13 protein-coding genes and 1 pseudogene are annotated in these 15,093 nt (G+C 68.6%); 5 read left to right on the top strand and 9 right to left on the bottom strand.

Annotated elements, in window-relative coordinates; translation table 11 throughout:
- Positions 1-79: 79 nt before the first annotated feature.
- From AB0J95_RS09050 to AB0J95_RS09040, 3 genes are all read right to left on the bottom strand, one after another.
- Entirely contained in the window at positions 80-685 is a 606-nt protein-coding gene (locus AB0J95_RS09050) for a hypothetical protein (RefSeq protein WP_364754505.1), read from the bottom strand.
- Between the two features lie 69 nt (positions 686-754).
- Entirely contained in the window at positions 755-1,468 is a 714-nt protein-coding gene (locus AB0J95_RS09045; RefSeq protein ID WP_364754502.1) for a FadR/GntR family transcriptional regulator, read from the bottom strand.
- A 35-nt stretch (positions 1,469-1,503) separates the two neighbouring features.
- Entirely contained in the window at positions 1,504-2,430 is a 927-nt protein-coding gene (locus AB0J95_RS09040) for a dihydrodipicolinate synthase family protein (RefSeq protein ID WP_364754500.1), read from the bottom strand.
- Positions 2,431-2,530: 100 nt separating this feature from the next.
- Between AB0J95_RS09040 and AB0J95_RS09035 the strand changes: the two genes are divergently transcribed.
- Positions 2,531-3,502: a magnesium transporter CorA family protein gene (locus AB0J95_RS09035; RefSeq protein WP_364754497.1), complete on the top strand. Its 972-nt coding sequence runs from the start codon at positions 2,531-2,533 to the stop codon at positions 3,500-3,502.
- An 11-nt stretch (positions 3,503-3,513) separates the two neighbouring features.
- Complete coding sequence (locus AB0J95_RS09030) at positions 3,514-3,999, top strand: PaaI family thioesterase (RefSeq protein WP_364754495.1); 486 nt, start codon at positions 3,514-3,516, stop codon at positions 3,997-3,999.
- Here AB0J95_RS09030 and AB0J95_RS09025 read toward each other — a convergent pair.
- Together AB0J95_RS09025 and AB0J95_RS09020 are read right to left on the bottom strand one after the other, a co-directional pair.
- A complete protein-coding gene (locus tag AB0J95_RS09025) occupies positions 3,983-4,213 on the bottom strand; it encodes a hypothetical protein (RefSeq protein ID WP_364754492.1) in 231 nt (76 codons plus the stop codon). The two genes, AB0J95_RS09030 and AB0J95_RS09025, sit on opposite strands and share 17 nt — an antisense overlap.
- A gap of 227 nt (positions 4,214-4,440) precedes the next feature.
- Positions 4,441-6,636: a hypothetical protein gene (locus tag AB0J95_RS09020; RefSeq protein WP_364754489.1), complete on the bottom strand. Its 2,196-nt coding sequence runs from the start codon at positions 6,634-6,636 to the stop codon at positions 4,441-4,443.
- Positions 6,637-6,760: 124 nt separating this feature from the next.
- Between AB0J95_RS09020 and AB0J95_RS09015 the strand changes: the two genes are divergently transcribed.
- Positions 6,761-7,507: a hypothetical protein gene (locus AB0J95_RS09015; protein ID WP_364754486.1), complete on the top strand. Its 747-nt coding sequence runs from the start codon at positions 6,761-6,763 to the stop codon at positions 7,505-7,507.
- Between the two features lie 58 nt (positions 7,508-7,565).
- Positions 7,566-7,838 (top strand): annotated as a pseudogene (locus AB0J95_RS09010) (ATP-binding cassette domain-containing protein); the annotation flags it as partial.
- A 325-nt stretch (positions 7,839-8,163) separates the two neighbouring features.
- On the opposite strand, the gene AB0J95_RS09005 reads toward AB0J95_RS09010, so the two are convergent.
- The 3 genes from AB0J95_RS09005 to pruA all read right to left on the bottom strand — a co-directional run bounded on the left by AB0J95_RS09005 (position 8,164) and on the right by pruA (position 12,475).
- Positions 8,164-9,840 carry a PHP domain-containing protein gene (locus AB0J95_RS09005; RefSeq protein WP_364754483.1) on the bottom strand — a complete coding sequence of 559 codons (1,677 nt, stop codon included), beginning with the start codon at positions 9,838-9,840 and terminating at the stop codon, positions 8,164-8,166.
- A 93-nt stretch (positions 9,841-9,933) separates the two neighbouring features.
- Positions 9,934-10,839: a proline dehydrogenase family protein gene (locus AB0J95_RS09000; protein WP_364754480.1), complete on the bottom strand. Its 906-nt coding sequence runs from the start codon at positions 10,837-10,839 to the stop codon at positions 9,934-9,936.
- A 10-nt stretch (positions 10,840-10,849) separates the two neighbouring features.
- The gene (gene pruA / locus AB0J95_RS08995; RefSeq protein ID WP_364754478.1) at positions 10,850-12,475 is read right to left on the bottom strand and encodes an L-glutamate gamma-semialdehyde dehydrogenase; all 1,626 of its coding nucleotides are present in this window, start codon (positions 12,473-12,475) and stop codon (positions 10,850-10,852) included.
- Between the two features lie 59 nt (positions 12,476-12,534).
- On the opposite strand from pruA, the gene AB0J95_RS08990 reads away from it, so the two are divergent.
- Positions 12,535-14,094: a helix-turn-helix domain-containing protein gene (locus AB0J95_RS08990; protein WP_364754475.1), complete on the top strand. Its 1,560-nt coding sequence runs from the start codon at positions 12,535-12,537 to the stop codon at positions 14,092-14,094.
- Here AB0J95_RS08990 and AB0J95_RS08985 read toward each other — a convergent pair.
- Complete coding sequence (locus tag AB0J95_RS08985) at positions 14,078-14,917, bottom strand: ESX secretion-associated protein EspG (protein WP_364754472.1); 840 nt, start codon at positions 14,915-14,917, stop codon at positions 14,078-14,080. The genes AB0J95_RS08990 and AB0J95_RS08985 overlap by 17 nt on opposite strands.
- Positions 14,918-15,093 lie beyond the last annotated feature (176 nt).

The raw sequence follows: 15,093 nt of genomic DNA, 5'->3' as shown, positions 1-15,093 counted from the left end.
GGGTACCGCCGCGAGGACGCGGCTACCAGCCTCGCCATGCGAAAGCGCGGCTCCGGCAGGTGCAGCCCTGAAGGCGCGGCTACCAGCCTTGGCGGTGGGGTGGCTGCTGGTCTTCGGGAATTTCGCCGGTGGGGCCGAAGGACTGGGATGGGTCCCACTGCGGCTGTGGGGGTGGTGGCTGGAGGCGGGCGGTGGGGGTTTGCTGGAGCCACTCTTGCTGGGGTGGCGAGGGTTGCGGAGCATTGCCCTGGAGTGTCTGGGCTGGCCACTGTGGTTGCGCTGGCGCGGAATGCCGCGGCGGCCATTGCTGTTGTGGCGGCGTGGGGTGGGGTGGCCACTGTTGGGTGGGTGGGTTTTGGTGGGCCGCTTGGGTGAGCGGCGCTGGGGTTTTGGGGCCGCGCAGGCCTTTTACCAGCTGCCAGGCGCTGATCAGCATGATCAGCCCGCCGAAGCCGACCACGAGGTAGTTCTCGCCCTGGTTGCTCTGCCGCTGTTCCTCGTAGGTCTTCACCTTCTTCACACCCGTTTTGGATGTCGACTCGCAGGTGTCGCCCGGGGACATGATCTTGCCACCGCAGTCCACCGCGGAGTTGGGTGTGGTGTGGCTTGCCTTGAGCAGGCCGCCGGCGATGGCCATCGCCCCGAACACGAGGCCGATGATCGACCAGATGATGCGTTTCTTCATTCCCACCCAGACCCAGCCGTACGAACGTGATCGCCCGGATGGTCGCACGGCGGGCCTTGTGGTTTTCTTTTATTTGCGTCTGACCTGGGCGTTGAGGTTGCGGAAGTGCTCGTGCATGGCTTTCTCGGCGCGGTCGACGTCGTGTTTGCGGCAGGCCGTGACGATCGCGCGGTGCAGTTTCACCGTCTCCACCGGATCGGGGTCGGTCACGCCGAGGCGGTGGTTCACCCGGTGGAAGACGTTCCAGAACGCGGTCAGCAGCTGCGTCACCAGGCCGTTGTCCAGCGAACGGTAGAGCAGCTCGTGGAACTCGCGGTCCTCCTCGGCGAACGTCTCACCGCGCTGCGCCCGCTCGTTCATCCGGGCGATCACGTCGTCCAGGTCCGTCAGGTCGGCCGCCGGGATGTCCTCGGCGACCCGGCGGACCAGCGCGCCCTCCAGCGCCTCGCGCACCTCGAGGATCTCCCGCAGCGAGCTCATGTCGCTGCCCAGCCCGTGCAGCACCCGGAAGGTCAGCCCGTCGGCCAACGGGTCGAGCGACAGCTTGCCGACGTACGTGCCGTGTCCGTGCCGGATGTCGACGATGTCCAGCGCCTGCAACGCTTTCAGCGCCTCCCGCACCGAGTTGCGGCTGACCCCCAGCGACTCCATCAGCTCGGTCTCGGTGGGCAGCGGGTCGCCCGAGCGCAGCCCGCGGTCCAGGATGAGCGCGGCGATCTCGTCGCGGATCGCCCGGCTCAGCCGGCTGGACAGCCGGTGCGGCTGGTCTTGGTTCAGGCTCACAGCTGCTCCCGGAGTGGTCCCGTATCCGGCGAACATTACAGCGGACCAAGCTCGGCGTCGGTGAGGTACGCCCGGACGGCGGCGCGTTCCGTGTCGTTCAACGGGATCATCGGCAGGCTCGTGGTCGCGTGGTCGATCACCCCGCGAGTCACCAGTCCCTCCTTGAACGCCCCGATCGCCGACGAGTAGCGGCCCATCCGGGCGTCACCCACATAGATGATCTTGAACAGCTGACGCAGGCGCTGCTGCTCGGTGCGGGCCGCGTCCCAGTCCTGGCGCTTGGCGGCGTCGTACAGCCGCACGTACCCCTCCGGGTCCACGTTGCCGATCCCCGGCACCAGGCCGTGCGCGCCCAGGAACAGGCCAAGGTCCGCGAGCGTCTCCGAACCCGAGAAACAGGTGAACGTGCTGGTGTCGACCAGCTCCAGCACCGCCCGCAACCCGTCCAGGTCACCGCTGGAGTCCTTCAGCCCATCGAGGACGCCCTCGGCCGCGAGCTCGGCGACCACCTCGGCGTTCAGCTTGGAGTGCACCGACGCCGGGATGTCGTACCCGATCAGCGGCAGGTCGACCGCGGCGCGGATGGCCCGGAAGTGCACCGGGAACTCGACCAGGTGGGTCGGCGCGTAGAACGGCGCGGTCGCGACCAGCGCGTTGGCGCCGTGTGACTTGGCCGCGTACGCGTGCTCGATCACGCGCGGGGTGGTGGTGTCGATGATGCCCGCGAGCACCGGCACCTGGCCGCCCGCGGTGCTCACGACCACCTCGAGCGCCCGGTAGCGGACCGAGTCGGGCAGGTAGGCGACCTCGCCGGTGGACCCGGTGACGAACAGGCCGTGCACGCCCGCGTCGAGCAGGAACCCCACGAGCCGCTCGAGCGACGGCACGTCGAGCTCGCGTTCGGGGGTCAGCGGCGTGCACACCGGCGGGACGACTCCGCCGGCCAGCGTGGGCTCGGGCATGGGCCTCTTCTCCATTCGGCACGTCCAACGTCGGACGTAGGATGTCCTACACCGTAGCGTACGAAAGCACGTCCTGTCCCCCGGGACTAAGTTGCTGCTCATGACGCGTTCGCGGGTGTACCGGGCAGGCAGGCTCGAAGCCGAGGATTTCCCGCCCAGCGAGCTGACCAGGTACCTGGCCGACCCGGACGCGGTGGTCTGGCTCGACTTCACCGAGCCGACCGAGCAGGACCTGGCCGAGGTCGCCCAGGCGCTCGGGCTGCACGCGATCGCGGTGAAGGACGCGGTGCAGAAACACCAACGGCCCAAGCTCAACCACTACAACAACCACGGCCTGCTGATCGCCTACGAGACCTCGATCAACGCCAAGACCGGCGCCCTGCACGCCCAGGAACTGGCGGTCTTCCTGACCAAACAGGCCCTGGTCACGGTCGGCAAGTCCAGCAACATGTCGATGGACGCCGTCACCGAGCGCTGGGACGAGGAGGCGGACCAGACCGCGGCCGGCGTGGGCTACCTGCTCTACACCGTGCTCGACGCCGTGGTGAACAGCCACATCGACTCGCTGGGCGTGCTGGACGACCTGGTCGAGCAGCTGGAGGACGCGGTGTTCAGCGAGTCGCCGACCTCGATGAGCCTGCAGAAACGGTCACTGCGCACGCACAAGAGCCTCAACGGGTTGCGGCGCAAGGTCTCCCCGATGCACGACATTCTCAACTCGTTGCTGCGCCGGGAGAACCCGCTCTACACCGCGGACATGATGCCGTACTACCAGGACGTGCTGGACCACGTGCTGTACGCCAACGAGCAGGTGGAGTCGCTGCGGGACCTGATCACCACCATCCATGACACCCAGGTGAACCTGCAGGGCAACCGGATGAACCTGATCATGAAGAAGGTGACCAGCTGGGCGGCGATCATCGCGGTGCCGACCCTGATCACCGGCGTCTACGGGCAGAACGTGCCGGTGCCCGGCACCGACCACGTGTGGGGCTTCTGGCTGTCCACAGTGGCCATCGTGCTGGCGTCCATCGGCCTGTACACCTCGTTCAAACGCAAGGACTGGCTGTAGGCTGACTCAGCGTGAGCACACGCACACACACATGGGATGACCCGCAGCCGACCGTCGACGCGGTGCTGCGGATGACCGGGCTGGAACTTCTCCAAGCGGTCATCCGGGGCGAACTTCCCCCGCCGCCGATCGGCAGCACGCTGGCCTACCGGATCACCGCCGTCTCCCCCGGCCACGCCACGTTCGAGATCGAGCCGGACATCATCCACACCAACCCGGGCGGGGTCGTGCACGGCGGCGTGCTCGCGACCGTGCTGGACACCGCCGCGGGCGCCGCCGTGCAGACCACATTGGACATCGGTGAAGGCCTGCTGACCACCGACCTCAACGTGAAGTACCTCAACCCGGTGCTGCTGACCACCGGAACCCTGCGCTGCGAGGGCACGATCATCAACCCCGGCAAGCGAACCATGCTCGCCGAGGCCCGCCTGACCGGCAAGGACGAGCGGCTCTACGCGCACGCCACCGCCACCATGTCGATCATCCGCCCGAGATGAGCGTCCCCAGCTCGGTCTGATACCAGCCCGCGGCTCCCCCGAACACATCCAGCGCGGGCCCCTGTCCGATGGCCAGGAACCGCAGCAGCTCGATGAACGCACTGGCGAACGGGACTCCGCCGCGCCAGCCGAGAACTCGTCCACTGTGGATGGACACGATCGGGAAGTCCGTGTAGTAGCAGGCCCAGGGGTCCTCGCCCCAGACGTTGAGCATGTAGCATGCCGGAAATGCTCCCCCAGTCCCCCTCGGGAAAACTCCCACTCCGGCCGCAGCTCCGGCGAGAACCGGACCAGGCCGGACCGGCCGATCGGGACCGTTGCACCGGTGTCACCCCAGCCGTGGTTGCCGTAGACGCCCTCGTCGAAGTTGCGGGATCGCGGTGGGCCGCACCGCGTCGGGCAGAACGATCTCCTGGGGCCAGCTCGGGGTTGTGCACCTTTTCACTTGCCGGGGCGGCCCGCGGTGCTGCTGATGGCTCCGATCGTGACGAACGTCGCCAGGGTGGCGAGGCCCGCGATCAACAGCGCGGTCGGGGCTGGAGCGGGGGTGGGGGTGGCGACAGCCTCCTTCTTGATCGCGGGCGGGGCGATGGGGGTGGGGTTCTCGGGGATGAGGGTCACGACACTGGCCGCGGTGGCATAGACGGTTTCCTGGCGGGCCTGGTCGCTGACGGCGGGTGTGGCGGTCACCGAAAGATTGGTGGTCAAGCGGCCGGTGATGCGGACGTCGCAGTAGTAGACGACTTCCTGCCCAGGCGCGAGGGTCCCGATCGGGCGAGCGCAAGCGGTTGGCGTGCCGTCGACGCGGACGGAGCTCAACGTGATCCGGGTCGGGTTCTTCAGGGAGATGGTGAACGTCACGACGTCCCCGGTGCGCGCCGCATGGGTGGATGGGGTGACGGTGAACTCGATTTTCGGGGCGACGACAGCGAAAGCAGCATGGGCATCGGCGGTGACCCGCTTGCCGATCTTGTCCGTGCCGCTGACCGTGACGTTGTTGGTGAAGCCGTAGTCGCCCGCGACGACAGAACAGTTGACGGTGACGATCTGGTTGACGTACAGCGTTCCGAGATCGCCGCGGTCACAGTTGTCGATCTGCTTGTCATCCACGGAAACCTGGGACAGCGCGGTGTTCCCGGTGTTGCGCACGGAGATGTCGTAGTTCACGGTCTGTCCATTGAGGACAGTGGTTGGTGAGGCGGACTTGGTGACGGTGATCGCCGGATCGATGACCACCACAGCGGTCTCGGACTCATCCGACAGCGGATCGCCGACCAGGCTCTGCCCGGTGACCTTCGCGGTCAGCCCGAAGTCCTGGGCACCAGCGGCGCGAGTGCAGGTGACGGTGACGGACTTCCCCGCCTCGATCCGGCCGACGTTCTGATCACAAGCCGGGCCAAGGCTTTCCGTCGCACGAACGTCGACCGCCGGAGCCCCGCCGGTGTTCGTGATGAGCACGGACTGGGTGACGTCGTCGCCGGGATGCACGGTGTCCCGGTCGGTCCGCGTGCTGATGGCCAGCTCCGGCCGAGCGGAAGACGCGGCGATGCCACCGATGAGATACGCGTCCAGCCCGCTGGTGAAGCTGACAGCCGCCCCGGACTCGCCCGGGCGCATCACGTCGGCGGACACGTCCACGGTCTGCGCGTCGACGCTCATGTTGTTGAGCGCATTGGGTGAAACGCGTCCGTCCGCAAAGGACTTGAAGAAGTTCTCGCCATAGCCGTGGCCGTTGACGGAGAACTGGTCTCCGCCAATGGCCCAGTCCCCCTCGTACCCGGCGACACCGACCCGCGAAGACCCACCGGCCGCCTTGATCGCACCCAGCCGGGCATCCACGCGACGAACGCCACTGAGGACGCGCATGTGCCCGTCGTAAACGGTGACCTGACGCCGGGCCGGAGCCGCCTTGACCGGACCGTCGAACGCCCACACCGCAAGCAAAGACCACCCACCGAAGCAGTCATACCCCTGCGGCGTCCAGACATTCCCGACCATCACCGACGCGGGACCGGTCAGGCCCTTGAACGACGAGGTGACGTCCGCCGAGGCACTGTAGAACTGCTGGTCCGTCCAGGAAATCTCGCCGTCCTCGGTGTACCGCGCAGGCTTGACGTCCGAAGCCTTGCCCTCCACCGACAACGACACCGCCTGGTCACGAGGCACACCAGGAGGCTTGGGCATCCCGCGTCCACAAGGGATTCCGGCCGGGGCACCGGTATCCCCCGCCCACGACAAGAGCGCGTACGCGATGTGCGCACCGGCGGGAATGGTCAGCTTCGCGCTGGATGAGTTGTACGTCGAAGCGGACGTGTCGACGTCCGCCCATCCCATCGGGTGACCGTTGTTCTGCGCCGGAATGCCCGAGCCGACCTGGTTCTGCGCGTCCGTGCACATCTTCACCGGATAGGGCCCCGGCGTGGATGGGCACTGTGTCACCGTGTTGCCGATGACCGCGAAATCGCCGTAGACCAGCTGATCGTAGACAGTGGACACCGGCGGTGGGCCGGCTGCCGCGACCGGTGGCATCGAGGACCCGAGCAATGCCGAGACAACGCCTGCCAAGCCCCACAACCGACTTCCGCGCACGCCACCCTCCGCGTCCAAGGTGAACAGACCGTAAGCCAGCGTCGTCAAGACCCGCCAGGGTATTCACTCCTCCCGGTGTATTTCCGCCCAGACCATGGCGATCTTCGCGACCGTGTGTCCACGATGGAGCGGTTTCGACGGATGGGCGGTGACGATGCCGGGGTACTTGTTCGTGTTGGTCATCGGAGCGATGTTCCTGACCGCGATCGCGACCATCCTGGCAGGCAAGCGAAGAAGAGCGCAGGAGGGCGAGTACAACTCCGACGCGCTCGGGTTCATCGGCGGTGTGCTCAACGCGCTGTTCATCGTGGTGCTCGCCTTCTACACGGTGATCACCTGGACGAACGCCGACTCCACCGAGCAGCACGCGCAGGACGAGGCGTCCAGCCTGACCGAGATCTACTGGCAGGTCACCGACGCGCCGCCGGAGTCGCGCGCGCAGATCCGTTCGCTGGTCAAGGAGTACACGAACGAGGTGATCAACCGCGAGTGGCCGGCGATGGACCGGGGCACGGCCGACCAGAAGGCCGACGACCTGCTGATCGCGCTGCGCTCGGAGATCAACCGGCTGCCGACCGACAGCGATCTGTCGGTGTCGGTGCGGGACAAGGCGATGGACGGCGTGCGCACGGTCGCCGACGAGCGCCGCGCCCGGGTCAACGAGGCCACCAGCGACGACACCCTGCTGACGATCCTGTTGCTGGGCACCATCATCGGCGGCATCTCGATGGTCGTCTACCCGCTGGTGATCGGCCTGACGTCGGGCATCCGGCACGTCGCCAGCCTGGTCTTCCTGGCCGCGCTGATCGCCGTCACGGTGTGGTTCTCACTGGAGCTGGACCAGCCCTTCCAAGGCATGATCCACATCGCCCCGGACGCGTTCACCACCGCGCTGGCCGAGTACCCCCGCATCCCCTGACCCCTGGTGATCCAGGTTAGCGCTGCTCGGGCCGGACGGCGCGGGCAAGACGACGCTGGTGAACCTGTTCACCGGCTTGCGCAGGCCCACATCGGGCCAGGTGGAGATCGGGGACGGCCGCCCGGAGCGACCGGCGGTGCGCCGCGCTCTGGGCATGACGCCGCAGCACTCGGGCCTGCCGCCGAAGCTGCGGGTCCGCGAGTGCGTCGAGTTCGTGGCGGCGCACTATCCGGACCCGCTCGACCCGGACGAGGTGATCGAGCGGTTCGGCCTGGCGGAGTTCGCCGACCGGCGGGCTGGGGGTCTGCCGGGCGGGCAGAGCCGACGGGTCGCCGTGGCGCTGGCGTCCGCCGGACGGCCGAGGATCGTCTTCCTCGACGAGCCGACCACCGGACTGGACCAGTCACTACCTGGAAGAAGTCGAAGCGCTGGCCGAGCGGGTGGTGGTCGTGGACCGCGGCCGCGCGTCGCTCGCGGACCTCGAGATAACCGCGTCGTCGTGCTCCCATTGGCCTTCGCCAGTGAGTTGTTCGGCAACCCCAACGATCTCGGCGGTTTCATCGGCACGATCTCACCGTTCGTGCCGACGAGGGGTGCCGCCGATCTCGTGTGGGCCTCGCTCGACCCGGCCTACGAGATCAACGGCACCGCTATACCTAGTAAGGCAGCGCCCAGATCGGGTTGGTGTAGAACCAGAGGTCCTTCCACGGGTCGGCATCGCCCTGGACATCCATCGCCGGACCGGCCGGATCCACAGCGGCACCATGGAAACCAGGCGCAACACGGTTTCCATCGGTGCCACGCAACCGCACGTACACCGGGCGGTCGAGCCGGCCCAGCGGGTACGTGAAGGTGACCGTCCCGGTGGACTTGTTGACCTCGAAGGACTTCACGACCTTCGTCTCGGGTGCGCGCAACGTGTCGAGGTCCTTGACCGCACCGGTGACCGCGCCCTGGATGACGTCGACCCGGGCCAGCGTGGGCACGAACTGGGCCCAGTTCGGCCCGTTGGCCAGGTCGATCGTGATGACGAGCTCGACCGGGGTGCCGCGCCGGGCGTGCAGCGTGCCGCCCAGGGTGGAGCTGGTCTGCGCCCAGCCACCGGACGTGCGCAGCCGGACGTCGAGGCCGCTGATCAGGCCGCCGTGGTCGACCCAGACCCGCCCGGCCCGGATGCCGTCCATCACCGCGGCGTACGAGAAGTCCGTTGCGCCGACGTGGGTCCGGCTGTAGCAACCGGGCCAGAAGTCACCTTCGCCGAGGGCGAGCGTGCCGCCGTACACCGGGTCGGCGTGCTTGCCGTCAACGGCGAAGTTGCTGTTCGGGCCGCGCACCGAGTTGTCCGCGTACACGCTGTGCGAGTCCGAGTTCGCCGTGATCCACCACGGCTTTCCCTCGGCCAGCAGGCTGTCCCAGACACCGCCCACGGTGGCGGTCATCCAGTCGAACCCGCCCCAGGTCCGGTAGCTCTCCGGCGGGTACCCGGCGAACGCGTCCGAACCGTGCGAGCCGTCGTAATACCCGCGAGCGCGCCCACCGCCTTGCGGCGCCGGGATTCCGGCCGCCTGGTGACCGGGAGCGCCTTCCATGCCAACGAAAATCCGCGGCTGCGCGTCCCGCCAGCCACGGATCTCGTGCGGCGAGTCCAGTCCCTTGCGGGCCGGGTGGTTGGCGAGCATCAGGGCGTCGTCGATCCGGCGGCGGCGCACCGCGTCGGCCATGAAGTTGATGCCCGCGATGGCCAGCGCCTCCTTGGCCGGGTTGGCCTCCGTCAGCCTGCCGTCGTAGGTGAGCTCGAACTCCTTGAGCAGGGACATCTCGTTGCGGCCGGGGTGTACGAACACCGTGCCGTGCTCGGCGCCCGGGATGTTCCACTCCAGGCCCTGGAAAACCAGAGTGTCGTTGAACGCGGCCCGGGCCGCCTTGATGTCCGGGTTGACCTTCTCCACGCCGATCTTGGCGTGCTGCTCGCCGCCGTGGTCGGTGATCACCATCCAGTCCAGGCCGTAGGCGTTGCCGTGCTGGACGTGGTCGAGCACGCGGTACTTGCCGTCGTCGCTGTACTGGGTGTGCACGTGGTGGTCACCCGCGAGCCAGCGGAACCCGCCGCGCGGAGCGCGATCCTGCGTCGCCGCGGCCGGGGAGGCGGTCAGCACGTTCCCGGCGGCGGCCAGGCCCGCACCGAGCAGACCCGCACGACGCAGCACCGAGCGGCGGGACAGCTCGTCGCGGCTCAGCTCACCGTCCGGGACCGAGGTGTCCATCGCCCTCGGCAGGTCCTCAGCCGTGCGCGCGTGTGCATGCTCGTGTGGGTGGTGATGGTCGTGTCCCAAGGTCCGCTCCTAGTGTTGCGAGGCTGCGCCGCAACACTGAATCGGACAGGTAAACGACCCTTGAACCGAAGATGATTCACATCTTAAAGAAACTCATCCTCGGGTGATCATGGCCCGCAGGAAGAACGCGAGGTTGGCCGGGCGCTCCGCCAAACGGCGCATGAAGTACCCGTACCACTGCACTCCGTAGGGAACGTACACACGCATCGTGTCGCCGCGGTGCGCGATCAGTTCCTGCTCCTGCGGCCGGATCCCGTACAGCATCTGATACTCGAACGCCTTACCGGCGCCCAGCTCACCGGCGATGGCGACGATTCGCGGGTCGTGCGAGGCGACCATCGGGTAGCCGTCGCCCTCCATCAGGACCTTCAGGCACCGGATGTAGCTCTGGTCCACTTCGGACTTGCCCTGGAACGCAACGGACTCGGGCTCCTTGTAGGCACCCTTGCACAGCCGGATCCGCGACCCGGCGACCGCGAGATCCCGCGCGTCGCCCTCGGTCCGGCGCAGGTACGCCTGCAGGACACCGCCCACGCGCGGGAAGTCCACGCGCAGGTCGGTGAGGATCTCCAGGGTGGAGTCGGTGGTGGTGTGGTCCTCCATGTCCAGGGTCAGCGTGGCACCGACCGCGGCGGCCGCTTCGGCGATGTGCCAGGCGTTCTCCATGGCGATCTTGTGCCCGTCGTCCGGCAGGGCCTGCCCCACCGCGGAAAGCTTGACCGAGACGTCCGCGCCCGCGGCCAGGCCGGCCGTGTCCAATGCGGACAGCAGGGTCTCGTAGGCCTCGACGGTCCGGGTGGCGTCGGTGGTGTCCTCGCCGAGGTAGTCGATGGTCACCGCGCGACCCGAGTCCACCAGGGCCCGGGTGGCGGCGACGGCGTCCTCGGTGTGCGCGCCGGCCACGAACCGGGTGACCACCGGCTTGGTCAGCGGGTTGCGCTCGACGACCTTGCGGGCCAAGGGCGAGCGGGCGGCGGCGAGCAGGCTGGCACGCAACATGATCGAACTCCTAACCCTGGTGCGGGTGACGCGAAGAGGTCGGCGGGACAAAGGTTTCCTTGATCGACCGCGGCGAAACCCAACGCTGCAGGTTCAACGCGGACCCGGCCTTGTCGTTGGTGCCCGAGGCCCGGCCACCGCCGAACGGCTGCTGGCCGACGACGGCGCCGGTGGGCTTGTCGTTGACGTAGAAGTTGCCCGCGGCGAACCGCAGTTCCTCCGAGACGCGAGCGACGGCCGCGCGGTCGTTGGCGATCACCGCACCGGTCAGGCCGTAGGGCGCCGCGGACTCCATCTGCTTGACCACGGCGTCGAAGTCGTTGTCCTCGAAGACATGCACGGCCAGCACCGGGCCGAAGTACTCGGTGGTGAACACCTCGTGCGCCGGGTTCGAGCCGAGCAGGACGGTCGGCCGGACGAAGAAACCGTCGCTGTCGTCAGCGGTTCCGCCCGCCAGCACGGTCAGCGCCGGGTCGGCCTTGGCCTGCTCCAGCACGCCGGAGAGCTTGTCGAACGAGCGGCGGTCGATGACCGCGCCCATGAAGTTGCTGAAGTCGGTGACGTCACCCATCGGCAGCGCGTCGACCTCGGCGAGGAAGTCGCCCTGCAGTTTCTTCCACACCGACGCGGGGATGTACGCGCGGGACGCGGCCGAGCACTTCTGGCCCTGGTACTCGAAAGCACCACGCACCAACGCGGTCCGCAGCACGTCGACGTCGGCGGACGGGTGCGCGAGCACGAAGTCCTTGCCGCCGGTCTCCCCCACGATCCGCGGGTAGGTGCGGTAGCCGGCGATGTTGGCGCCGACCTGGCCCCACAGGTGCTGGAAGGTCTTGGTGGACCCGGTGAAGTGGATCCCGGCCAGGTCCGGGTCGGTCAGCGCGACGTCCGAGACGGCCAGGCCGTCACCGGTGACCAGGTTGATGACACCGGCGGGCAGGCCGGCCTGCTCCAGCAGGCGCATGGTCAGGTGCGCGGACAGCGACTGCGTGGGCGACGGCTTCCAGACGACCGTGTTGCCCATCAGCGCGGGCGCGGTCGGCAGGTTCGCCGCGATGGCGGTGAAGTTGAACGGGGTGATCGCGTAGACGAAGCCCTCCAGCGGCCGGTGGTCGGTGCGGTTCCACACGCCCGGCGAGCTGATCGGCTGCTCCGCCAGGATCTGGCGGGCGAAGTGCACGTTGAACCGCCAGAAGTCGGCCAGCTCGCAGGCGGCGTCGATCTCGGCCTGGATGGCGGTCTTGGACTGGCCCAGCATGGTCGCGGCGTTCAGCCGGGCGCGCCACGGACCGGTCAGCAGGTCGGCCGCCCGCAGCAGGATGGCGGCGCGGTCGTCGAAGGACAGCGAGCGCCACGCGGGGGCGGCGCGCTTGGCCGCGGCGACGGCGGCCTTGGCGTCCTCGTGGGTCGCGTTGGCGAGGGTGCCGAGGACGGCACGGTGGTTGTGGGGCTGCACGACGTCGGTGCGGGCGCCGCCGGCCATCCGCTGCTCACCGTCGATGGTGAGGGTGAACTCGACGGTCTCCTTGGCCTGGGCCGCGAGCTCGGCTTCCAGCGCGGCCCGCGGCGCGGTGCCGGGCGCGTAGTCGTTGACCGGCTCGTTCACGGGGGCGGGAACATGGGTCACAGCGTCCATGGACCAACGGTAGGTCCGTGTTGACCTGCAGATTTTATGTAGTTGGCTAAACTTCGGACGTGGTCTTTGAACAATCGGCCAAAGGGGTCGGGCTGCGGCAGGTCCTGGCCGCGTTGGGCGACCAGCTGGCCGAGCTGCTGACCGCGCCCGGCGGCCTGGACGGGATCGCCCGGGACGTCGTGATCCTCGACCCGGACGACGCTCCCGACGTGCGGCGGGGCGATGTCGTGCTGCTCATCGGGTTGCGCGGCCGGGCCGCTGTGCCGATCGTGCGCGCCGCCGCTCGCCGAGGTGCCGTCGCGGTCGCCGTGAAGTCCCGCGACGACGTCCTCACCCAGGCGGCCACCGACGAGGGCGTGGCCCTGTTGTCCGTCCGGGCGGACGCCCGCTGGGAACAGGTGGAGTCGCTGGCGCGCAACAGCATCCTCGCCGGGATGGAGTCGGCCGGGGAGACGTCCGGCGACCTGTTCTCGCTCGCGCAGACCATCGCGTCGCTGACCGGCGGCCTGGTCAGCATCGAGGACACCTCCAACCGCGTGCTGGCGTATTCACGGTCGGCGGACGAGGTGGACGAGTTGCGCCGGTTGTCCATTCTGGGCCGGCAGGGTCCCGAGCCGTGGCTGAAGTTGTTGCGGGAGTGGGGTGTCTACGAGAAGGTCCGCACCTCCGAGGACGTCGTGGACGTCGAGGAACGCCCGGAGCTGGGCATCCGGCGGCGGATCGTGGTCGGTATCCACGCGGGTTCGCAGTACCTCGGCACGATCTGGGTGATGGAAGGCGCCTCCCCGTTGACTTCCGGCGCCAGGAACGCCTTGCTCGGCGCGGCCCGGGTGACCGCGTTGCACCTGGTGCGCAGCCGCCAGAACCCCGCCGCCGAACTGCGCCTGCGCGAGAGCCTGCTCGCGGGTCTGCTGGCCGGGAACACCACAGCCGCAGCGGTTGCGGCCACGATCGGCGCGGATCCCAAGCGCCCGGCCGGGGTGCTCGCGTTCACCCTCGACGAGACCGTCGACGACCGCTCGGTACTGGAACTTCGCCGGGCCGAGATGGCCAACCTGATCGCCGTGCACACCGCCGCATACCGCCGCGCCGCCCTGGTGACCACGCTCGGCGGGCGCGTCTACGCGTTGCTGCCCGAACTGCAGACCGCCGAGGCGATCCTGGCGCTGACCAAGGAAATCGTTGCCGCGGCGGGAAACATCCGCGCGGCCGTGGGTGTGGCGACGGATCTCGCGCAGTCCGCGGCGGCCCGGCGGGAGGCCGACCGGGTGCTGGACGCGGGCCTGGACCTGCCGGTGGCGAGCATCGCCGACGTCCGGGCCGAGGTCATGGTGTCGGAACTGCTCGGCGTGCTGGCGGACCACCCTGAGATCCGGGATCCGCGGGTGGACGATCTCGTTGAGTACGACGGCAAACACGCGGGACACCTCGTCCCGTCGCTGTTGACCTATCTGGAGTCGCTGGGCGACGTGCGTGCCGCAGCCGGCCGTCTGCACATCCACCCGAACACCTTGCGGTACCGGATCAAACGGGCGGCCGAGGTCGCCGGGATCGACCTGGACGACCCCAAGCAGCGCCTCGTCACACAGCTGCAGTTGCTGCTCAGGACGGCTGGTTAGCCCGGGACAGCTCGCTCATCATGTGCCCGGCCAGGCTGAGCAGGGTCCGTTCGATGCATTCGACGAGCATCCGGGAGGTGGCCGGCTCGATGGTGGTCCAGTCGCGGCCGTCGGAGGCCCGGTACTCCTCGATCAGGTACCGGCCGTTGGGCGAGTCGAAGAACCCGACCAGCTCGTCGTCGCGCACCGAGTAGCCCATGTGGTCGATCACCGCGGCGGTGAACTCGCCGCGGTCGGTGGCCCCGTAGATGGTCTCGGCCAGCCAGTTCGCCTCCTCGGAGCCCAGCCGCGGGGCCCGCGCGGGGATGTGGTCGGCGGGGCCGGTGATCGAGCGGTAGCGAGCGTCCGCGATGACCTCGTTGGGCAGCGAGACCGTGCAGCCCGGGCCGTGCACGACGTCCAGCAGCAGGCTGACCGGGGCTCGGGCGACGTCTTCCGGCCGGATGGCGTGGATGTTGACGTGGCCGCCGACGTACACACCGAAGGCGCCCTGGTCACCGGAGGACGCGGCGAACGCGCGCACCGGGCCGCCCAGCCACAGCCGGGCGCCGACCGCGCGCCGGGGCCGGGCGAGCACGTTGAACAACGAGACGAGGCGTGGATGCGGGTTGCCCTGGCTGTCCGAGAGACCCGCGCGCTGCAGCTCGGCCCACGCCTTCGGGGCGGCCCCGCGCTCACCGCGGGTGTAGCGCGACACGGTCAGCGTCTCTGGCATGTCCGGCAGCCCGAGGTACTCCCAGAGCACCTGGTAGGCGAGGTCAGAGATGGTGAAAACCGGGCCAGGCGCTCCCGAGCTCCGCCGCGGGGCAGTCTGTGATCTCATCTGGCGTCACCCCTCCCATCAATGGGTTACACGGACGGGGGACCGACCCGGTTCATCCGATCGTGACGCAATCTTCGAACGGTTTGCCGCAGAGACACCACGACGACAAGACGACCAGGCCGGATGTGACCGGCGGGGGCAGGCAACAGTTCGTCTTCATCGCCCGGGCGGGTTAG

This window comes from Actinocrispum sp. NPDC049592 (genome assembly GCF_040675465.1).
GTDB lineage: Bacteria > Actinomycetota > Actinomycetes > Mycobacteriales > Pseudonocardiaceae > Kibdelosporangium.
The sequence above is the reverse complement of the archived record's forward strand: the minus strand, read 5'-3'. Positions and strand labels throughout refer to the sequence as shown.